General features: G+C 49.7%; 22 protein-coding genes. 2 read left to right on the forward strand and 20 right to left on the reverse strand.

What is annotated here, in order from left to right; genetic code table 11:
• Positions 1-68: 68 nt before the first annotated feature.
• From HZB31_10895 to HZB31_10945, 11 genes are all read right to left on the reverse strand, one after another.
• Positions 69-1,046, reverse strand: coding sequence for a FecR domain-containing protein (locus HZB31_10895; GenBank protein MBI5848433.1), 978 nt, complete (start codon positions 1,044-1,046; stop codon positions 69-71).
• 2 nt (positions 1,047-1,048) lie between these two features.
• Positions 1,049-1,510, reverse strand: coding sequence for a hypothetical protein (locus tag HZB31_10900; GenBank protein ID MBI5848434.1), 462 nt, complete (start codon positions 1,508-1,510; stop codon positions 1,049-1,051).
• Positions 1,507-5,262 (reverse strand): PKD domain-containing protein, encoded by a 3,756-nt coding sequence (locus HZB31_10905; GenBank protein ID MBI5848435.1) that lies wholly within the window; start codon positions 5,260-5,262, stop codon positions 1,507-1,509. The genes HZB31_10900 and HZB31_10905 overlap by 4 nt, the downstream gene beginning before the upstream one ends.
• A 44-nt stretch (positions 5,263-5,306) precedes the next feature.
• Positions 5,307-6,488, reverse strand: a complete 1,182-nt coding sequence (locus tag HZB31_10910; protein ID MBI5848436.1) for a flagellar assembly protein T N-terminal domain-containing protein — start codon at positions 6,486-6,488, stop codon at positions 5,307-5,309.
• On the reverse strand, positions 6,485-6,943 hold the full coding sequence (locus HZB31_10915; GenBank protein ID MBI5848437.1) for an LPP20 family lipoprotein: 459 nt from the start codon (positions 6,941-6,943) through the stop codon (positions 6,485-6,487). The genes HZB31_10910 and HZB31_10915 overlap by 4 nt, the downstream gene beginning before the upstream one ends.
• A 24-nt stretch (positions 6,944-6,967) precedes the next feature.
• The gene (locus HZB31_10920) at positions 6,968-7,744 is read right to left on the reverse strand and encodes an LPP20 family lipoprotein (protein ID MBI5848438.1); all 777 of its coding nucleotides are present in this window, start codon (positions 7,742-7,744) and stop codon (positions 6,968-6,970) included.
• Positions 7,728-8,243, reverse strand: a complete 516-nt coding sequence (locus HZB31_10925) for a hypothetical protein (protein MBI5848439.1) — start codon at positions 8,241-8,243, stop codon at positions 7,728-7,730. Before HZB31_10925 ends, HZB31_10920 begins: the two co-directional genes overlap by 17 nt.
• Entirely contained in the window at positions 8,240-8,515 is a 276-nt protein-coding gene (locus HZB31_10930) for a hypothetical protein (protein ID MBI5848440.1), read from the reverse strand. The genes HZB31_10925 and HZB31_10930 overlap by 4 nt, the downstream gene beginning before the upstream one ends.
• A gap of 107 nt (positions 8,516-8,622) precedes the next feature.
• Positions 8,623-9,990, reverse strand: a complete 1,368-nt coding sequence (locus HZB31_10935) for an anthranilate synthase component I family protein (protein ID MBI5848441.1) — start codon at positions 9,988-9,990, stop codon at positions 8,623-8,625.
• A 107-nt stretch (positions 9,991-10,097) separates the two neighbouring features.
• Positions 10,098-10,817 carry an orotidine-5'-phosphate decarboxylase gene (pyrF, locus tag HZB31_10940; protein ID MBI5848442.1) on the reverse strand — a complete coding sequence of 240 codons (720 nt, stop codon included), beginning with the start codon at positions 10,815-10,817 and terminating at the stop codon, positions 10,098-10,100.
• A gap of 5 nt (positions 10,818-10,822) precedes the next feature.
• Entirely contained in the window at positions 10,823-11,371 is a 549-nt protein-coding gene (locus HZB31_10945) for a dCTP deaminase (protein MBI5848443.1), read from the reverse strand.
• Between the two features lie 245 nt (positions 11,372-11,616).
• On the opposite strand from HZB31_10945, the gene HZB31_10950 reads away from it, so the two are divergent.
• Entirely contained in the window at positions 11,617-11,862 is a 246-nt protein-coding gene (locus tag HZB31_10950; protein ID MBI5848444.1) for a DUF520 family protein, read from the forward strand.
• On the opposite strand, the gene rnc is transcribed toward HZB31_10950, so the two are convergent.
• The 4 genes from rnc to fabG are packed head-to-tail and all read right to left on the reverse strand — an operon-like array spanning position 11,812 to position 14,823.
• Positions 11,812-12,567: a ribonuclease III gene (gene rnc / locus HZB31_10955; GenBank protein MBI5848445.1), complete on the reverse strand. Its 756-nt coding sequence runs from the start codon at positions 12,565-12,567 to the stop codon at positions 11,812-11,814. The two genes, HZB31_10950 and rnc, sit on opposite strands and share 51 nt — an antisense overlap.
• Positions 12,564-13,808, reverse strand: a complete 1,245-nt coding sequence (gene fabF, locus HZB31_10960; protein MBI5848446.1) for a beta-ketoacyl-ACP synthase II — start codon at positions 13,806-13,808, stop codon at positions 12,564-12,566. The genes rnc and fabF overlap by 4 nt, the downstream gene beginning before the upstream one ends.
• Positions 13,808-14,038, reverse strand: a complete 231-nt coding sequence (acpP, locus tag HZB31_10965) for an acyl carrier protein (GenBank protein ID MBI5848447.1) — start codon at positions 14,036-14,038, stop codon at positions 13,808-13,810. The genes fabF and acpP overlap by 1 nt, the downstream gene beginning before the upstream one ends.
• Before the next feature lie 44 nt (positions 14,039-14,082).
• Positions 14,083-14,823, reverse strand: coding sequence for a 3-oxoacyl-[acyl-carrier-protein] reductase (gene fabG, locus HZB31_10970; GenBank protein MBI5848448.1), 741 nt, complete (start codon positions 14,821-14,823; stop codon positions 14,083-14,085).
• A gap of 199 nt (positions 14,824-15,022) precedes the next feature.
• Between fabG and HZB31_10975 the strand changes: the two genes are divergently transcribed.
• On the forward strand, positions 15,023-15,226 hold the full coding sequence (locus HZB31_10975) for a heavy-metal-associated domain-containing protein (GenBank protein ID MBI5848449.1): 204 nt from the start codon (positions 15,023-15,025) through the stop codon (positions 15,224-15,226).
• Here HZB31_10975 and HZB31_10980 read toward each other — a convergent pair whose 3' ends face one another.
• From HZB31_10980 to infC, 5 genes are all read right to left on the reverse strand, one after another.
• Positions 15,227-17,293 (reverse strand): phenylalanine--tRNA ligase subunit beta, encoded by a 2,067-nt coding sequence (locus HZB31_10980; protein ID MBI5848450.1) that lies wholly within the window; start codon positions 17,291-17,293, stop codon positions 15,227-15,229.
• Between the two features lie 15 nt (positions 17,294-17,308).
• The gene (gene pheS / locus HZB31_10985) at positions 17,309-18,322 is read right to left on the reverse strand and encodes a phenylalanine--tRNA ligase subunit alpha (protein ID MBI5848451.1); all 1,014 of its coding nucleotides are present in this window, start codon (positions 18,320-18,322) and stop codon (positions 17,309-17,311) included.
• Positions 18,323-18,328: 6 nt separating this feature from the next.
• Positions 18,329-18,688, reverse strand: coding sequence for a 50S ribosomal protein L20 (rplT, locus tag HZB31_10990; protein ID MBI5848452.1), 360 nt, complete (start codon positions 18,686-18,688; stop codon positions 18,329-18,331).
• 63 nt (positions 18,689-18,751) lie between these two features.
• Entirely contained in the window at positions 18,752-18,949 is a 198-nt protein-coding gene (gene rpmI, locus HZB31_10995) for a 50S ribosomal protein L35 (protein ID MBI5848453.1), read from the reverse strand.
• 109 nt (positions 18,950-19,058) lie between these two features.
• On the reverse strand, positions 19,059-19,473 hold a 415-nt coding region (gene infC, locus HZB31_11000), incomplete at its 5' end, for a translation initiation factor IF-3 (protein MBI5848454.1).

Below are 19,473 nucleotides of genomic sequence, written 5' to 3' on the forward strand. Positions count from 1 at the left end.
TATGATGTTATCGTGATCATATAAACGTATGTACGGTTATATAGCCCCTCAGTCCCTCGTAACATACGCTAATTCCTCTCGGTCTGTTCGAGAAACATTCTTCTGAATCCGATCCCCAGGCCGAGTTCCATATCAACTTCCATCGTGCCGTCTGCAAGTTCCCTCTCCTCGGAAATCCAGGCGCCCTTGATAAAGGAATCCACACGGGCCTTTATCGTATCATTTTTTGTCACAAAATCCTGTATACGCGTATCAGAAATAATAGCAACGCCGGAGATCTGTTCCGCAAGGTTTCTCATGGCATCAACTTTTGCCGCTCGCATCGCCATGAGTCTAGCCTGTGCCGGATTTACTGAACCGGGCGGTGCTATGCCGCTTCCGGTTGCCTTGAGCAGTATCGGCCCCCAGCGCTCCTGCGGATCGAGCGTCTCATCATAAAACTTTTTAACAAGATCAGGATTGGTCCTGGTCGCAACAACCGGCGGCTTGCCGATTTCAACATAGCTCGTTCTTCCTGCCGGGACGATAAGCTTCTTATCAGGGGCAGCATTGATTTCGCTGAGATCAACTCTGCCCTCAGTCACCGCAAGACCGGTTTTTCTGCCCTCCACCCATACGAGATAGGACGTGCCACGGGCAGCAGTGACCGCAGTCGGGGTCCTCACCTCGAACTTTGACTTGCCGACGATAACATTCATCACCCCATCGATCAGATTAAATACCGATACGTTTTTGCTGTCCCTGATATACTCGGATATGACAAAGCGTGTATTTTCTCCAACCATGACCGCAGAATCATCAATAAAGAGAAGTTTGGCCCTCGATTTCCCTCCGGTATGAACCGTATCTGATGCAAAAACAGGCTCATTTTTCTGTGCCCCATTTTTCTGCTTTTCTCTCAGTATATACGCGTCCCCTCTCAGTTCACGGATATTGCCGACCTCTTTCTGGGCTGCACCAGCCGTTTCCGCATGATATGCAGGCAGAATGAATACGGCAAAGAAGAAAATGCACAGACTTGTTCTTTTTGGTATGAAACGACGCATATTCAATTTCGGTAACAACCTTTCGCCGGCATAAAATAGTACCCGGGAGGACAGACCCTTCCTCTCAATCCTGACCGGAAACCTGGAGACCGGAATCCTGAACGATAATACGCAGATTCCCTCGGATAACAATATTGATATTCATCGGTAACAGAATTATAACAGAGGGGATAGTGCGTTATATCAGGTCCGAATTCAGCTTCAGGCATATTCCTGCCGGGAGTGGACTGATAATTATCAGGTTGCGGAATCCCGTAAAAACCGCTGTCCCGGGATTCCTGCCTGGACCATGGCCCCAGTTGCTGAAAGTCTTCGCCAAGTTTGTCAGCTTTTTCAATATGCTCAGAAGCCCTTTTCTGCAATGTCCCTGTTTCGCCATGGCTAACACCGGGAAGGCAGAAAAAAAAGACCGCTATGGCAACGGCAGGAAGGAACACCTTCTCATTACCCTCCAGCAATGTCATCTCAACCCCACCGTGCAGGTCAGGCTCTTAGGGGCCGAGAATTTAACAACCGGAACCCTGCTCCAGGAATCAGGAGTGTAATCCCATTTGCACTCTGCAAGCTTCTGCCCGTTTCTGCCGGCTATGAATTTAACAGATCCTCCGCCCTTGGGAACCTTGATGCCGACCTTTTTCTTTTCCCCGGGAGCCAGTTTATTCTGGGGGCCAAAATTATCCTGGCCTTCTGCAAATATATGAACATTTTCTCCCGCTCTGTTTTCCAGTTCAGCCATGACATCACCACCCCCTCCTGCTGTCGTGCCAAGCCCGGCGCGGTAGCCTTCATCAAAGCCGCTGTATAAACATGAACCCCATCCCATCTGCGTATCCGTGTTCATATACCCTTGGGATGCTGTTTTGCATTCGGAGGACATCGTCCCATTATTTTGTTTTGCCTTCTGCCCGCAGGTGACCCCATCCTGATAAGCAGCCTGTTTTCTTGAAGGATCACAGTTCGCTTTTGGAGCACTGCTGTTATTACTGTTGTCCCATCTACTGCTGCTATCCCCCCTGTCTCCCCTGCTCTTTGTCCAGTCAGTCCAATTCGTCCTTGGGTTGCTGCTGCTAACCGGCGGGTAAAAGGGCTGTGTGTTGCTGTTAGGATCTCCACCGGGATCAGGCTCTTTCTTATTATTTCTATAGGTATCCGGCTGCACAACAGGCGATTGCCTGCTGTCTGTTTTTGTGTCAGATTGCTTCGGCCCTTTTGGTCCGTCACGAAAATCATTACCTAACTGGTCAACCTGGGCAATATTAATATTTTTGGTGTTCGTACTGCCGATATTGGGGTCCTTAGTCGGATCATAGACCGGAGTCGTGGGTGACTTGGATACATCAGAACCAGAGGTTCGTACAGGAGATTTTGATGCCTTCTCACCAATAACCGTCAAGGTAATGCTTCCGGCGGCGCTTCTTCCGGCAGCATCTGTAACCTCCGCAGTAATCGCATAGGTGCCAGGCGAGGCTGCGCCTACAAAAGGCACTTTGCCACCGTGGTCTCCGAGCCCCTGCGCATGGCCACCCCACCTTACGGTGTAGGGAGGCTTATGATTCTGCACTGAAATATGGACAAAGGTCTGCTCATTTACCTTAAGCCGGGTCTTGTCCGCCCTGAGCGCCACCGTTAATTTCTGCTCGACCTTGGGCGTTTTATCAGAGGTGACGTCCCTGCCCGGTTTGACAGCAACATAAACCTTCCTTGAGTCGCTTTCCCCGCATGAATCCACGACGGTTACAAAAAAGGTATTTGTTCCTGCTTTCTCTGTCTGATAGTTTATGCTAAATCCCCTTGCCTCTGACTGCTGGGTATAGATATAGTCGCCAATCATATCAGCCGAAAAAGGCGGCACGCCACCTTTTATGGAGAGGTTTAATAGTACCCTTTCACCGACTGAAAGCTCTCTTTTGTCTGCATTAAATTCAATCTCAAGAGGTCGCTCATCCTTCTTTGCCGCATCGAGGATGCCTTTGATCTTTTCCTGCTGACAATCGCACAACCCAGGCGAAGACAGCAGCTTTTCAGCAGTTTTGACCGCGCGGGTATCACAGATAACCGGTGCTGAATTCTTTTTCAGTTCCTCCTGATTGATGTAAGGAGACTTCTGCAGGAACTTTCCGGTTTCATAATCCGTCAGGGCTTTCATCTCCTTGGTGTTCATTACCGGATTATTAGCGCACTCATTTTTTGCTCTTGACAGACTGTCCTTGAACTCTTTGTACATCCTGTCCTTTTCAGGAAGTGGGCGGGGCGCTCCGGTAGCGGTACTGATAGACCACTTCTCAGAAGAAGCAGATTCGTAAATAGTCAGAGAGTTGGCCGCAGGGGTAATCTTCTCGCTATTAAGCCTGTCGCACTCACAGACCCTCTTGTCTTTGATTAGGGACTGGCATACCGGTATCTGACTCTTCAGGGTCTGCCAGTCTTCCTTCCATTTCTCAAAAGCACGTATCAGCCGCTGTATCTCTTCTCCAAGGGGATTGGATTTGCCTACCGAGTAGAATTCCGCGGCCTTGCTCAGGAGATAAAGACCCTCATCAAATTCAAATTCCGTTACGATATTGAGGCTTGCCTTGGACATGATAATGGCAAATTCCGCCAGGATATTAGTGGTCTCGCCAGAGGCCTTTCTGTCCGGCATTACAGACTCAGCAGCCCGGACAAGCCCCAGTGCCCGGTCCGGGTCTCCACGTCTGTTCTTCTGCCTGACCTTCTCGGCATAGGATGATGGCGCACTGGCAGGAGCGGCTGCCGCAAAAAGAATCTGGCCCAGCGAAGCATCGTCAGGGAAATTTCCGGCCAGTTGGACAAAGTCCTCCTTTATTGCAGGGTGCGGCGTTGTTTGTGAAAACCTGGCCTTATAGGTAAGGTATTCCTCAATAATACCCCGGGCCTCGCCAAGGAAATCATTGTATGCTTTAAACCGCGTCTGATATATCTCGGCCTTGACCTCCTGTGGCTTCGCACCGGCTGCGGCAACACACTGTTCAAAGCACTCTCCATCATTTCGCATATGCTCTCTCCAGCAGCCGAGGCCAAAGCCCACGCAAGGCCCGTATCTTGCGTCATCGCAGCTGGGAGAAGCGTTTTTCCAGGCCTTGGGGTCATATGTGGCGCCCACACCAACCGTAGGATTTATGGTACAGCGGCAGAGACAACCGTTAAGTTCATCCTTTGACTTATTCACCGCAGATCGGTCTTTGTCACTGGGGTCTTTGGCCCCCTTCGGTCTGTTTTTTTCTTCTTCACATTGTGATACGATCTCATCCGCTTTCTTTTTTATGTTTTGGGCAAGCTCAGATATATCTTTCCTTGTCAGCTGTTTTCCTTTTTCATCGGTCCATACAAAACTGCCCGCATCAAAAACAAAATCTTCCTTGAATCTTTTCTCATAGTATTTCAGCTTATTCTCACATTGTTGAATTTCCGTTTCAAGTTCAACATATTTCGTGGAGTGAGGATCGTGCCAATGCAATTCCTTTTTCGCTTTGTCCCTCTTCAGGTAAAGAGATTCCGCTTCTTTCTGAAGCTGGCTTCGTCTCTCTGGTGACATCTCGTTCAACGACGATTCATTCGTTCCTAACGATCCGATTACACCCAGAATTTTTTTTGCAATAATCGCCTGGTCACAAATTGGCTCCTGAGATTTGGAGAGGAGCTCCTTCTGGAGATGTTGCATCCAGTCAGCCAACATGGAATGAATCCCCGTATACGCTGTCTTCTCACCACTGGTCGTCGTTCCCATGGAACTAAACCACTCCTGTGAGTGAGCATGTTCATGTAATATGCTTGTGGCCAGATCTAACAGTGCGCCATAGTCAAGCTCTTCCCCTTTATACACATTGGCTCTTCCAACGTTTATTTCGATAGCGTTATTGTCAGGTTCGTATCCGTTGCCTCCATCACCAAATATGATTTTTGGCGTATTATCGGGGTTCCCCGTGCCCTTGGCCTGCCATTCTTTTCCATTTTTATACCACTCCCTGATCCATCCTTCTTCGTCTCCCTTGCCGAGATCTTTTAAAATCTTAATAACCTCTTCAATAGCCTTGTCTTTTCCTTCCCCTTCTTTCTTATGCTTTTCTGCTATTCTCTTCTTATAATCGTCATGCGCCGCAGATTGAGAATCAGCAGACCAGACTGGCTCTATCCATGCACACACGGCAAAGACAATAACGCTTAACGCTATAAAGACAACAAAGAATTTATTTGTCATGTCCATCTGCTTTAAGAATCTTCGGCCAAGTCCTCACCTGCAGATCATTTCTCCAATATTGCTTTAACATCAATCCGGTGGGGAGTTACGTTTGTCGGCTCCAGCCTGAAACCGGTAAATTTTCTTGCGGCCAATTCATCGGCGATATTGGTGGATTTTCCGCCATAATCAAGCGCCAATTCGGCAATACCTCCGGTAAAACTTCTCTGATGAACAGCTTTAACGCCCTGGGTCTCTTTTTCCAGGATCTTTTTGACTGCAGCAAGATGCCGGTAGGAGACCAGACCATTTATCATAACCGTAATCTCCTGGGAGCGGCCATAGACCTCACCGCTCCATTGTTTGACGATCATGTCGATCAGTTCGTCCGTAAGTTTCTCGCTTGCTTCCTTGATCGCAAGGGCACCTCCCTGCATTTCATCTATATGCACCTGCGCGCCCTGGGCACTTTTTGACGCTATTACCTTGCCGGTATCAGTCCTGACAACCCGTGCCTGCAGGGTTGCCTGAATCGACTGCATGTTGGTCCCATACAGCTTGCCGCCCGCATTTTTCGAAAAAGCCTTACCAGTGATAACAACCTGCGCACCGTATTTCAGACCCTCAGCCGCAGCTGCCTTGTTGTCTCCTTCAAGTATCCGCAGTGCCTTGTCCCGCGAGATATTCGCTCTGACGGTATCAGCGTCGACCACATTAAACCCTGAATTCAGCAGCTTTTCGATGATCGTCGATTCGGCCTGCCCAACGCTCTCTGCTGCAGTCGTTCCATACAACCCGCCGACCTTCTCATCGATGATCACCATCACTTTTGGTTTTTCAACCATAACGTGCAGCAGTCCCAGTGCATTGAGGTCACTGGTCAGATCAGATCTGCCTATCTCGGCCTGCACCCTTACCCGGTAGAGATTACCTTCCGGCCCTTCAGAGAGGATTTTATATTTTTCGACATAGCCTGATGTGCGCGCCAGGATCTTATCATGAATCACCTTATAACTTTCGGTCATGGTATCGGAAGAGACCATCGTGCCGACCGCCTGTTCAACCGCCTTTCTCAGAGCGTCATCAACGGCCTTGTCCCTGGCGATAACCGTGTTGCCACCGGTTATCGCAGCAAAACCGTCTGCAACAATCATCTCTCCCGCCATAGTGGGAGAGATGATCAAGAACAAAGAAACGGTCATGATGCAAAAAAGAATGCCGGACGTTTTGCAGAAGCGTCTGTTCATGGGAACATTCTCCTGAACTGATAGTCTAAAATGATCTCCATCTCGATTTCGACGCTGCCGTCACTAAGATACCTCGTATCAATGACCTTCGCTCCCTTTATATACGCATCGACTCTCGCCTTTATCGTATCATTCTGGGTAATAAAGTCCTTGACCGTTGTACGTGACTTGATGGTCACGCCATAGGCCTGCTCAAGCAGGTTTCTCATCGCGTCAATCTTTGCTGCTCGCTCTGCCATAAGCCTTGCCTGCGCCTGATTGACCGCATTTTGAGGAGGAGCGCCGCCGCCCTTTGCCGTTATCCTGTAAGGGACCCATTCCTCCCGCACAGGCGGTGCATCATACGCAGGTCCAACCTCTCCGAGGGGTCTGCTTTCCCTCACTTCAGCGGTCTGACATCCAGCCACTGCAAATACAATCACAATAAGGATCACGGCAAATACTCTCATTTTCATAATACGACTCCTCTTTGGTTTATTTTATCTGCCCGAAATGATACCCATGAGTGGATCCAGTTCTAACTCGACTTCGACCTCATAACTGCCATCGCCAAGAGACCGCTCGGCAACTACCCTCGCACCGCGCACAAATGCACTGACCCGAGCCTTCATGTCATCGCTTTGGGTCACAAAATCCCTGACCGTCGTCTTTGATTTGACTGTAACGCCATAGACCTGCTCCAGGAGATTCCGCAATGCATCGATCTTTGCCGCACGTTTACCCATAAGAGTTTTTTCCGGCGGAGACATTGAGGGATCGTTCGGCTCGACCCCATTGCCTTTTGCCCTGATAACATTGTTCATCGGAGCAGCCGGTGCAGGTTCATAAGCGCGCGCCGGTTCCCCGCCAGGTGCTCCGTAGCCCACAGCCGTAAAGACCTGCTGGTCATAGATCAGCCGGCGGCCGAGAATATCTTCAACCCGCCCAAGATTTATTTCGACGGTAACCTCTGCAGTTCCATCGGGCCTCTCAACATAGTCCACCTCGCGGGCGCCCTGTATCACCGTGGCAAGTCTCGCCCGAATGGTATCTGACTCGGTGATAAAATCTTTCACCTTGGTCTGGGAATTAATCTGAACACCGTAGATTATTTCCGCAAGATTTCTTAAGGCGTCCACCTTGGCGGCACGTTTCGCCATCAACCTCTGTTGCGGCCCCAGCTGCGCCTCTGCTGCCGGTGCTGTTATTGTCGTAATCAGCAGGGCGAGCAAAACATACAGGCTGCTCAGCGTGAGATATTTAATGGTTTTTTTCATGTTGACCTCCATTTTGATTGTTTTCATACCTGACCAGTCTATTAACGATAGAATACCACTCATCCAGCGTAACAGCCTGAGGGCCTCCTCCGGAGTCTGCTCTTCTTCTTTCCGGGCCGGCAGACGGCACGATAGCATTACTTGGGACGTTTGCCGTAATCCGGATTCCCCCGTCTTTCAGATACTCCTCCCTGATAATCGTCATGCCGCTGACAAAACCCGAGAGCTCCTGATACTGTATGTCGGATCCCTGTCCCTGCGCGGTCTTAGCCGCAAGGGAATTCCGGTAGGCATCGACAACCGCTGCACGCTTTGCCATCAGATGGGCCTGAGCAGGACTCTCAGCCTTGATTGGAGGATACCCGAGTCCCTGCACCGTTATCATCTCCGGGGCATCCTGCGAAAGAGAGCCTGCAGCAAACAGAAATACCGTGCAGATGACAAGGACGACACGGATGCCCCTTGTATCCCACGCTGCAAAAAAGATATGCCGGTTCATCGGGCAGGACCAACTTCGCCACCCGCCGGAGAATCATCATACCCCTGAGGATCATCGGTGCGGTAATGTCTGTGATGGTGCCTCGGTGCAGGGCCGACAGCGCCAGAAGGCTGATCATCATATGACGGAGCAGCCCCTCCAATCGCTCCGGCAGGCTGATAATACTCGCGGGCAGGTCCAACTTCACCATAGGGACGGGAATGCTCATGACAGCCCGACAAAAGAACAAATAAAGAACAAAGGATCAAAAGCCCCAACAGCGGTATTCTCATAGCATCCCTCCTGGTAACGGTCTGTTGTGTATTCTGTATATCCGTTATTTTACTGAAGTCCGCGTCCTTTTGAAAGCACCTCCTGAGCAGCCCGGTCACAATTCCGGTCAAAGCATTTTCAGGGTATTGATCAGGGCCTCAGCCTTCTTTAGACTCTCATAATGTTCGCGTTCAGGGTCTGAATCGGCGACAATACCGGCACCGGCCTGTACGTAGGCTGTCCCGTCCTTGATCAAAAAAGTCCTGATAATGATATTGAGATCCATATTGCCGTTGTACCCGATATAGCCTATGGAACCGGTATAGGGCCCTCTCCTTGTCGGCTCCAGTTCATCGATGATCTCCATGCAGCGCACTTTGGGCACTCCGGTAATCGTGCCGCCAGGGAACGTTGCCCTGATCACATCAAAGCAGTCCATTCCTTTGGCAAGTAATCCCCTGATATTGGATACGATATGGATAACATGAGAGTATTGTTCCGTTGTCATCAACTCATCCACATGCAGACTGCCATAGTCACAGACCTTGCCCATATCATTACGCTCAAGGTCAATGAGCATGATATGCTCTGCCCTTTCTTTCTCGCTCAGCAGCAGCTCAGCCCTCATCTCATCGTCTCCCTGAAGGTCCCTGCCCCTGGGCCGTGTACCGGCAATAGGCCGCGTATCCACTACCCTGCCCCTTACACGAACAAGTCTTTCGGGTGAGGAACTGACAATCTGATAGTCGCCAAATTCAAGGTATGCAGCAAAAGGTGAGGGATTGACCTTTCGCAGAATCTCATAAACAACCAGCGGAGCAATGTCCCCGATATTCGCAGACAGCCTGAGAGAAAGATTTGCCTGGAAAATATCACCTGCCGCTATATATTCCTTGGCCCGGCGCACCATGGCCAAATACTGATCTTTATCCGTCTCTGCTGAAATGGTAATGGTCTGCTGACCGCTTTCTCTCTGAATTACTTCCGGGCTTTGCTCAATCAGCAAAGCTATTCTCTCACCATGCTTCCGTGCTTCTTCGGAAAGTTCCATCCGTGATCCGGTGATTTCGGGAGAGCCCGGCACGGCTTCACGCACTCCTGGACAGATGATTATCCAGCTCTTTTTCTCCTTTAGGTCAAAAGCGACAACACGGTCGAACATAAAAAAGTGCGCATCCGGAATATGCAGGTCATCCTCAGCAGTTGCGGGAAGGTTTTCGAAATAGCGGACAAAATCATAACTGAACATGCCGGCTGCTCCTCCCTGAAAGGGGGGAAGCCCTTCCAGAGGTTCCTGGCTGACAGACCTGACAAGCTCCCGTAAGTGCTGCAGCGGTTTTCCCTTCGATACGGTTTTATTTCCAAGCCAGTCGATCTCAATAAGGCCGTCTTTTGACCTGAATTCCAGGAATGGCTCAATTCCTATAAAGGAATACCGCGATATCTGCTCAGGTCCCTTCAGGCTCTCAAAAAGCAGGCTTCTTTCGGAACGCACCTTTCTATAAACCTCAAAAGGGTTCTGAAAAGAGATCTCTCTGAAAATTGGCTGACAACAGACAGCGGACTGTTTTTTTTGTGAGGACATCAATACTGCAGATGGCTTCAAGCCAGAGCCATCTCTTCCTGTATGCGTTTAATCGCCTGCCCGGGATTGGCGTGATTCAGGATCGCCCTTCCCATGACAAGGTAATCAGCGCCCTGCTGAAGAGCCTTTTTCGGCGTCATCATCCGGTGCTGATCATCAGCCGCTGCCCACGACGGTCTGATCCCAGGTGTCACAATAAGAAAACCCCTGCCGCAATGGCTTCTGATCAAGGCCGCCTCCAATGCAGAAGCGACGACACCGTCAAGACCTGCCTTAAGTGACAGCCCGGCCAGATGTCTCACCTGCGTTTTAAGGCTGTGCTGAATGCCGATCTCGTGCTTCATTACCTCCTGAGACATACTGGTCAGCACCGTCACCGCAATGATCTTAGGTCTGGCAATATTCTCCGTCAGGCAGACATTTACCACCTCGTCCCTGCATTTTTGCATCATATCCAGGCCGCCTGAAGCATGGACATTGAACATAAACACTCCGGCCCGGGCAGCAGCAATGCCTGCCTTTGCGACCGTAGTGGGAATATCATGAAATTTGAGATCAAGAAATACCTTCTTACCCCTTTTATGAATTGCTTCGACAATTTTTGATCCGGCAACGGTATGCAGTTCAAGCCCCACCTTGAAAATCTCCACATGCGGAGAAAACTGGTCAACCAGCTCAACGGCATAGGAGTAATCAGCGACATCGAGGGCAAGAATCAGTTTTTCTTTTATATCCATAACGGCTATACCTTTGGCAGCACGATATCTTTCTGTGCCTGATATTTGCCTTTTTTATCCGCATACGACGTCACACAGACCTCATCAGCCCGGAGGAATACCAGTTGTGCAAGCCCTTCATTGGCATAAAGCCTGACAGGAAAAGGCGACGTATTTGAAACCGAGATGGTTATATATCCCTCCCACTCAGGCTCCAGGGGCGTAATATTTACGATAACGCCGCTCCGGGCATAGGTCGATTTTCCAAAACAGATCACGAGCACGTCACGCGGAATCCTGAGATATTCATAAGAGCGGCATATGACGTATGAATTGGCAGGGATCTCGCACACATCGCCCGTGAAATGCTCGAAGTTGCCTTCATCGAAATTCTTGGGATCGATCACTTTGCCTGGCTGAGGTTTTGGGAGTTTGAAGTCATTGGCAATCCTGATGTCGTAACCGTAAGCGCTCACGCCATAGGATATGACTCCCTGCCTCACCTGTGCATTTTCAAAGGGCTCTATCATACCCTTCTGTGCCGTTTCTATAATCCAGCGATCGTTCTTTACCATATCATTCACTACCCCCTGTAAGCGTGATATTATATCATGAGCACGCTGTTTTTATTGAAGAAGACGATTTTGAAAGAGTATAATTCAGCTCATGGATATATGCCTGATATGCGGTAATTCTCCGGATAAATGCACCTGTTTTTTGGGATGAGGGCATGACTGCCTCCTGGATCTGGGGGAACTGTTCTGTCCGGTATGCAGGCGGGAACCAATAACAATGAAGTTGAAATCGAAAGGAGAAACAGATGGCAGATGAACATTCTTTTGACATAGCAAGCAAAATAGACCTGCAGGAGGTCCTGAACGCTGAGCAGCAGGCCACAAAGGAGATATCGCAGCGGTTTGATTTCAAGGGAAGCAGGAGCTCGATTGAGCTGAACAAGGAAAAGGTAAGAGTAAAGGCGAAGAAGATAGACGACCTTCAGGCTCTGATAGCCCTGTTACGGGGAAAGGACCTCGGAATCCATATCGACTGCATTAATTTCCGCTGATTCTGATAAACGTTTAAGGGCCTTTTTTGCAGCAAGCGTCTCCGCTTCTTTCTTTCTGCGGCCTGAAGCAGTTCCGAGCATTTTATCATTGAGGTATACGGCCATGGTAAAGATTCGTTCGTGCTCATCACCTTCCTGGCTGATAACCTTATACTCAGGCAGCTTCCCGAAGAGCATCTGACTTTTCTCCTGAAGTTCTGTCTTGTAGTCAAAAAAATCTCCGTTTTCCATGGCGCGAACGAGCCGCTCTCTAAAGAGGCGCCGGACTATTTCTTTGGCCGTCTCAAATCCGCCGTCAAGATAGAGGGCGCCGATGACCGACTCAAGCGTATTGGCAAGAATGGACTTCTTTGTTGTTCCGCCTGTTGATTTCTCACCCTTTCCCAAAAGAAGAGAATCCCCGAGGGAAAGCTCCTGTGCAATACCGGCAAATACCGGCTCGCTCACGATATAGGACTTGATCTTCGCCAGGACTGCTTCACTATAGGACTCGTCATGAAGGAAGAGAAATTCCACGATAACCAGGCCTATGACCGAATCGCCCAAAAATTCAAGCCGCTCATTATGGACATCGGTTTTTTCCCTGTGCTCGTGATAATAAGACTTATGGGTAAGGGCTTCGCGGAGGAGTTCTTTATTGGTGAAGCAGTACTGAAGGTTTTTTTCTACGTCGTCAATATGGTTTTTTTTGTTCGGTCCGCTCAATTCTCGAACTTCTTAAAAAGCAGGCAGGCATTGGTGCCGCCAAATCCAAAGGAATTAGAAAGTGCATAGCGTACTGCTGCAGGCCTGGCCGTATGCGCCACATAGTCGAGATCGCACCCCTCATCAGGGTTGTCAAGATTTATGGTCGGCGGCAGCATGCTCTTATGGATACTGAGCACGCTGACTACTGCCTCAACGCCGCCTGCAGCACCCAGAAGGTGGCCGGTCATCGATTTTGTAGAACTCACCGCAAGTTTGTATGCATGGTCCCCAAACACACCCTTGACGGCATTCGTTTCCAGTTCATCGCCATGCTTTGTCGAGGTCCCATGGGCATTGATATAGTCGACCTCTGATGCGGTTATGTCAGCGTCCTTAAGAGCCATGGTCATGCAGCGCACCGCACCCTCACCGCCCGGCGCAGGAGACGTTATATGATATGCGTCACCGGTCAGTCCGTAGCCGACCAGTTCTGCATAGATTTTTGCATTCCGCTTAAGGGCACAGCCAAGTTCCTCAAGGATCACGATTCCGGCGCCTTCGCCCATGATAAACCCGTCACGATCGCGATCAAAGGGTCTGCTTGCCTTTTGAGGCTCATCATTTCGTGTCGACAACGCCTTCATGGCATTGAAACCGCCGATACCCATGGCAGTAATAACCGATTCAGTGCCGCCTGCAATCATGGCATCGGCATCGCCGCGCTGTATGATCTTAAAGGCATCACCGATAGCATGACTGCCGGTTGCGCAGGCAGTCGCCGGCGCCGCATTAGGCCCTTTTGCGCCAAACTTGATCGATATCTGGCCGGCGGCAAGGTTTATAATCAGCATCGGAATGAAAAAGGGTGTTATCTTCCTCGGTCCCTTTTCAAGAAGGACCTTGTGATAGTGTTCAATGGCAGGAAGGCCGCCCATGCCTGCACCCACATAAACACCAATGCGCGGCGCATTCGCCTCGTCGATCTTCAGGCCCGAGTCCTCCATCGCCATCGTAGCAGCAGCGATCCCGAACTGGATAAACCTGTCCATCTTCTTGATCTCTTTGATCTCGATATAATCTTCCGGATTGAAACCATCGACCTCACCCGCTATCTGAGTGGGAAAGGTCGATGCATCAAAATGGGTTATTCGCCGGATCCCGGACCTTCCCTGCATGAGACCCTCCCAGCTCTTTTCCACGCCGATGCCAAGAGGGGTAACAAGGCCAAGCCCGGTTACGACTACGCGTCTTTTGTCCATTAAGCCTGTTTTTTGGTTATGTAGCCTATGGCGTCCTTGACCTTCTGGATCTTCTCTGCGTCCTCGTCAGGGATCTCGACATTGAAGGCTTCTTCAAACGCCATAACCAGCTCAACCGTATCGAGCGAATCAGCTCCCAGGTCCTCAACAAATGAAGACTCAGTCGTGATCTCGGCAGCATTCACCCCAAGCTGTTTTGCAATAATCTCTTTTACTTTTTCCTCTACCATTCTTCTACCTCCATTATGATTTTCTTTTATTCTGAGAATACAAACTACATGTACATACCACCGTTCACATGGATCACCTGGCCGGTAATATAGCCGTTTTCCGGAGCAGCAAAAAAAACAACCGCACTGGCAACGTCATCCACTGAACCGAACTTTCCCATAGGGATAGATTTTAACATTTCCTGCCGTATATTTTCACTCAGCGCATCGGTCATAGCGGTTGAAATAAAACCCGGCGCAACCGCATTGGCGGTAATGCCCCTATTTGCATATTCACGCGCCGTTGTCTTTGTCAGGCCGATGATGCCTGCCTTTGATGCGCTGTAGTTGGCCTGACCGGGATTACCCATAAAAGCAACGACCGATGCAATATTGATAATCCTCCCATAGCGCTGCTTCACCATAACTTTTACCGCCTCTTTTGTGCAGAGAAATACTCCCTTGAGATTGATGCCGAGCACGAGGTCCCAGTCCTCTTCCTTCATTCTTAACAAGAGGCCATCCCGGGTGATACCAGCATTGTTGACCAGGATATCCACTCTGCCGAATTCCTTTACCGCTTCCTCAAATACTGCTGCAACCTCAGCCGATTTTGAGACATCCAGCTTCGCTGCCTTTGTCCTGATCCCCAGCGGTGAGAGTTCCTTTGCCGTTTCATCCGCACTCTCGAGGGATACATCGGCAATTACAATGTCGGCCCCCATCGCAGCAAACCTTTTGGCAATGGCCTTGCCGATGCCGCGGGCGCCGCCTGTTACCATCACCACCTGTCCCTTCAGTTCCATAACACCTCCTAAAAATAGGTGTCAATTTTAACAAAGTACCGCGTTCTTTGCCAGCATTTTCTCCTGATTTTATCAGGATTTATTGATAGAGGAACGCAAAATATTTCATCAATTTTTGGGCCGTTTGATTTTTCTTTTTTGATTGCTTACAATAAGGTCAATAAGTTTAGCATTTCAATACCTATAAAGGAGACTACTGATGACTGAAGCAACAATACTGATTGACGGGATGTCCTGCATGCACTGCGCAATGAGAGTAAAAAAGGCGATTGAGGCACTTGCAGGGATTAACAGCCTGAACGTTGAAGTAGGCAAGGCAGAAGTTCGGTATGATGAATCTCAGTCAAGCAAATCAGCTATAGAAGCAGCCATCATCAAGGCAGGGTACAAGATCAAAGCCTGATCAGTCGCTGCCGCGGATTTTCGCTCCTGTCTTTCCTGCAACATATTCGATCAGTGCAAGATGCAGGGGTTCGACATCACCTTCGGCCAGCGTACGGTCCTTGGCTCTATAGATGACACGAACACCGAGACTCTTCGTACCCTGCGGCAGGTTTTTCCCCTTATAATGGTCGAACAGCTCGACGTGCTCAATAATGTCTGACGGATACGTCCTGAACAGGGACAAAACCTCCTCTGCAGCGATCTGATCATTCAGAACAAGAGCCACATCACGGTCAATGGATGGATATCGCGGGATCTGCTGATAGACAATCTTCTGCTCAAGAAGCGGCAGCATCTGATCGAGGTCAATTTCAAATACGACAACCTGAGGCTTCTGGATCTTGAGTGACAGTCTTTCTATTATCTGCGGGCCAATCTCGCCCATGTACCCGATCTTGAGATCGCCCACATAAATATCGGCAGACTTCCCGCTATGGAGGAAGACCTCCCGGGAAGGAACAAAGGTATAATTATTGAGCCGCATTTCCTCAAACAGGGATTCGACAACACCTTTGACACCATAGAATGCCGGCACCGTGTCCTTCCATATGGACGGCGACATATCCTGGAAAAAGAGGCCGGCCAATCTCAATCCTTCCGTAGGAAGCGGTTTTCCCCAGTCAATGAATACGCGGGATACCTCAAAGATCCGTACGTCCCTGTTTCCCCGGGACAGGTTATATACAAAATTATTGACCAGTGCAGGCAGAAGAGTTGTCCTCATAAGGCACTCTTCCTGCCTGAGAGGGTTTAGGAGCGTTACATGCCTGTGTCTCTGCTCGTGCTCATGTGATTCGATTGAGAGAATATCAAGGTCAGCGCGGTTCATAAAGCTGAAATTGACAACCTCATTGAAGCCGTTTTTCCGGACCAAATCACGAATCAGCTGAACAGACCGCTCTGCAGCGTTCGGTAGTCCATCAGAAAGCGTTGTCCGCGGAGAACGAGCCGGAACACGGTCGAATCCATAACAGCGCACGACTTCCTCGATAATATCCACCGGGACGCCGATATCTCCCCGAAAGGGCGGAGGCCATGCAGCAAATTCATCACCCCTGTCCTCTGTCCTGATCCCGATTGCATTAAGAAGGCCAAGCACTTCCTCTTTATCGATTACAATACCGATAAGTGCGTTGATCCTGCGGTATGAAACGATTATCTCGACCGGCTGATAGGGAACAGGGCAATTATCAACCAGAGAACCGATCTGTCCTCCGGAAAGCTCAGCAATCAGAAGTGCCGCTCTGTTTAGTGCAGACTCAAGAAATACTCTGTCTGTTCCGCGTTCAAACCGATAGGATGACTCGCTCCTGAGGCCGAGCACCTTTGATGATTTCCTGATCGAGGCCGGTGCAAAGTACGCGCTTTCGAGGAATATATCCGTTGTTGCTTCCGTAACGGACGACCCCTCTCCCCCCATGATACCAGCGACCGCCACAGGAGAAACAGCATCCCAAATAAGCAGCGTCTCTTCGGGAATATTCCGTTCAATCGTGTCAAGCGTAGTCATAACCTGGTCTTTGCCAGCCCTTGCAACCCTTATTTTTCTGTCTGTCAGCTTTGCCGTATCGAAGGCATGGAGCGGATGTCCAAGTTCAAGAAGCACATAATTAGTGACATCAACGACATTATTGATCGACCGTATGCCGCACTTTTCAAGCCTCTTTATCATCCAGTCGGGAGAATCTTTAATCGTCACATTGACAATCGATCTTCCCGTATAGCGTGGACAAAGCTCAGGGTCATCGATGGACACCTCGATATCGGAAGGGCGCAGATCAACTGGTATCGCAGTTTCAGGGGATTTAAGCGGCAGCCGGTATAAAGCCGCGACCTCACGCGCCAGGCCAAAAACATTCAGACAGTCAGGCCTGTTGGGCGTAACATTGACCTCCATGACAACGTCGCCGCCGATCGTTTCCATGCCCTCAATCTCAAGGCCTGCCATGGTCAAGCGATGGGCGACATCCTCAGGAGATGCCGTAACATCCACAAATTCTTTTATCCAGTCAAGTGATACGCGCATGTTCTTTCCCGCCTGTCAGAATTGCTGCAAAAAACGAAGATCATTTTCGTAAAAGAGACGTATGTCGTCAATAGAGTACTTCAGCATGGCAAGCCGCTCTACGCCGATGCCAAAGGCAAAGCCGGTAAACTCATCAGGGGCATATCCCGCCAGTTCGAAGACTCTGGGGTTCACCATGCCGCAGCCCATCACCTCAATCCATCCGGTAGTCTTGCAGATCCTGCAGCCCTTGCCTGCGCAGAATATGCATCCGATATCGACCTCAGCGCTCGGCTCGGTAAAAGGGAAGTAGCTCGGTCTGAACCTGACCGGCGTTCCTTCGCCAAAAAAACGGTGGATAAAAAGTCCCAGCACACCCTTGAGGTCGCAAAATGATATATCCGTATCCACCATCAACCCTTCGACCTGGTGAAACATCGGCGTGTGCGATATGTCGGCATCGCACCGATAGACCTTGCCAGGGGCGATGATCTTCAGCGGCGGCCTCTTCTTCTCCATCACTCTGACCTGTACCGGAGACGTATGCGTCCTGAGCACGACATCATCAGAAACATAGAAGGTGTCCTGCATGTCACGGGCCGGATGATGTTTCGGAATATTAAGCGCCTCAAAATTGTAGTAGTCCAGCTCTATTTCCGGGCCTTCCTGAATACTGAAGCCCATCGGCACGAAGATACTCTTCATCTCATCGAGGACCTTGTTCAGCGGATGGATCTTTCCAGGAAGACAGGGCTTGCCGGGGAGTGTAATATCGATTTTTTCGGAAAGAAGACGTTTCTGTTTTTCAACGTCTTTGAAAAATAATTCTTTTTGATCGAGTGACTGCTCGACAAAGTCTCTCAGTTCATTGACAGCCTTGCCAAATGCGGGTTTTTGTTCAGGCGGGACAGAGGAAAGGGCCTTCATCTGAGCTGTTACCAGCCCTTTCCGTCCTGTATATTTTGCCTTGAGCTGCTGAAGTTCTGCTATCTCCGAAACCGTATCGATCTCGGCCAGAAATGCTTGTCTTAGGGAGAGCAGATCATCCACAGCCGGCTATGATGCAAGCTTTGCCTTGGCGGCCTCTGCAATCTCACTGAACGCCTTGGGGTCATGGTATGCAAGATTGGCAAGAGCTTTTCTGTCAAGCGTAATGTCAGCCTTTTTAAGACCGTTCATGAACTGACTGTAGTTCAATCCCATAGCACGCACTGCTGCGCTGATCCTTATGATCCAGAGAGCCCTGAATTCACGCTTCTTTGCTCTGCGGTCACGGTATGCATATTGAAGCGCCTTGTCAACAGTCTCTCTGGCAACCTTAAAGAGACGACTCTTTGCGCCGTAGTATCCCTTGGCCTGCGAAAGGAGTTTCTTTCTCCTTCTTGTATTTTTTGTTCCACTTTTTGCTCTGGGCATCTTCCTAATCCTCCTGATTCTTTATTGCTTCACATGGGCGCTTATTACCGCCCGCTACACTTCTTAACCGTAGGGTAAAAGCGTCTTGATGTTTCTCTCGTCAGTCTTGTTAACGACCGTTGACTGCCGGAGACTGCGTTTCCTCTTCGCCGGCTTGCTGGTAAGGAGATGGCTCGTGAAACCCTTGTTCCGCTTGACCTTGCCGGTACCGGTAAGCTTGAACCGCTTCGCAGCACCCTTGTGCGTCTTCATCTTTGGCATCGTTTCCTCCGAAAATAGTATTCCTGTTCTAAGCAGACATTCCTGTCCTGCTCCTGAACAAGAGTGGGTATTATACCCCAAAAGGATTTATTTTGTCACTCGGAAATTGCTATGATTTCGGCGCGACAACCATGGTTATATGATTGCCCTCAAGTCTGGGATTCGTCTCGATCTGATATTTTCCGGTGAGGCTCTGTATGATCTTGTCAAAAACCTTCATGCCGAGTTCAGGGCGGATGATCTCGCGTCCCCTGAAATACATGACGACCTTTGCCTTGTCGCCGTCCTCAATAAAGCGGTTGATATTCCTGATCTTGAGCTGAAGATCGTGCTCATCGATCTGCGGCCTGACCTTCACTTCCTTGAGGTCGATCGTCTTCTTCTGCGTATGCTTCTTATGGAGCTGGTATTTATATTTGCCGAAATCAAGGATCTTGCATACCGGAGGCACAGCCGTAGGCGACACCTCAACAAGGTCAAGCTCCCTCTGCTCGGCAACATGAAGGGCTTCGCGGACCGTCATT

The sequence above is a fragment of the Nitrospirota bacterium genome (assembly GCA_016235245.1).
GTDB lineage: Bacteria > Nitrospirota > Thermodesulfovibrionia > Thermodesulfovibrionales > UBA6898 > UBA6898.

Coding starts and splice junctions, on each gene's coding strand:
- pyrF (MBI5848442.1), bottom strand. CDS start 10,817: ATGGATATAAAAGAAAAACTGATTCTTGCCCTCGATGTCGCTGATTAC.
- fabF (MBI5848446.1), bottom strand. CDS start 13,808: ATGGACAAAAGACGCGTAGTCGTAACCGGGCTTGGCCTTGTTACCCCT.
- HZB31_10920 (MBI5848438.1), bottom strand. CDS start 7,744: ATGAAAAAAACCATTAAATATCTCACGCTGAGCAGCCTGTATGTTTTG.
- HZB31_10910 (MBI5848436.1), bottom strand. CDS start 6,488: ATGAACAGACGCTTCTGCAAAACGTCCGGCATTCTTTTTTGCATCATG.
- HZB31_10925 (MBI5848439.1), bottom strand. CDS start 8,243: ATGAACCGGCATATCTTTTTTGCAGCGTGGGATACAAGGGGCATCCGT.
- HZB31_10915 (MBI5848437.1), bottom strand. CDS start 6,943: ATGAAAATGAGAGTATTTGCCGTGATCCTTATTGTGATTGTATTTGCA.
- HZB31_10980 (MBI5848450.1), bottom strand. CDS start 17,293: ATGCGCGTATCACTTGACTGGATAAAAGAATTTGTGGATGTTACGGCA.
- HZB31_10975 (MBI5848449.1), top strand. CDS start 15,023: ATGACTGAAGCAACAATACTGATTGACGGGATGTCCTGCATGCACTGC.
- HZB31_10945 (MBI5848443.1), bottom strand. CDS start 11,371: ATGGTAAAGAACGATCGCTGGATTATAGAAACGGCACAGAAGGGTATG.
- acpP (MBI5848447.1), bottom strand. CDS start 14,038: ATGGTAGAGGAAAAAGTAAAAGAGATTATTGCAAAACAGCTTGGGGTG.
- rpmI (MBI5848453.1), bottom strand. CDS start 18,949: ATGCCAAAGATGAAGACGCACAAGGGTGCTGCGAAGCGGTTCAAGCTT.
- HZB31_10895 (MBI5848433.1), bottom strand. CDS start 1,046: ATGCGTCGTTTCATACCAAAAAGAACAAGTCTGTGCATTTTCTTCTTT.
- HZB31_10930 (MBI5848440.1), bottom strand. CDS start 8,515: ATGAGAATACCGCTGTTGGGGCTTTTGATCCTTTGTTCTTTATTTGTT.
- HZB31_10905 (MBI5848435.1), bottom strand. CDS start 5,262: ATGACAAATAAATTCTTTGTTGTCTTTATAGCGTTAAGCGTTATTGTC.
- HZB31_10900 (MBI5848434.1), bottom strand. CDS start 1,510: ATGACATTGCTGGAGGGTAATGAGAAGGTGTTCCTTCCTGCCGTTGCC.
- fabG (MBI5848448.1), bottom strand. CDS start 14,823: ATGGAACTGAAGGGACAGGTGGTGATGGTAACAGGCGGCGCCCGCGGC.
- HZB31_10950 (MBI5848444.1), top strand. CDS start 11,617: ATGGCAGATGAACATTCTTTTGACATAGCAAGCAAAATAGACCTGCAG.
- rplT (MBI5848452.1), bottom strand. CDS start 18,688: ATGCCCAGAGCAAAAAGTGGAACAAAAAATACAAGAAGGAGAAAGAAA.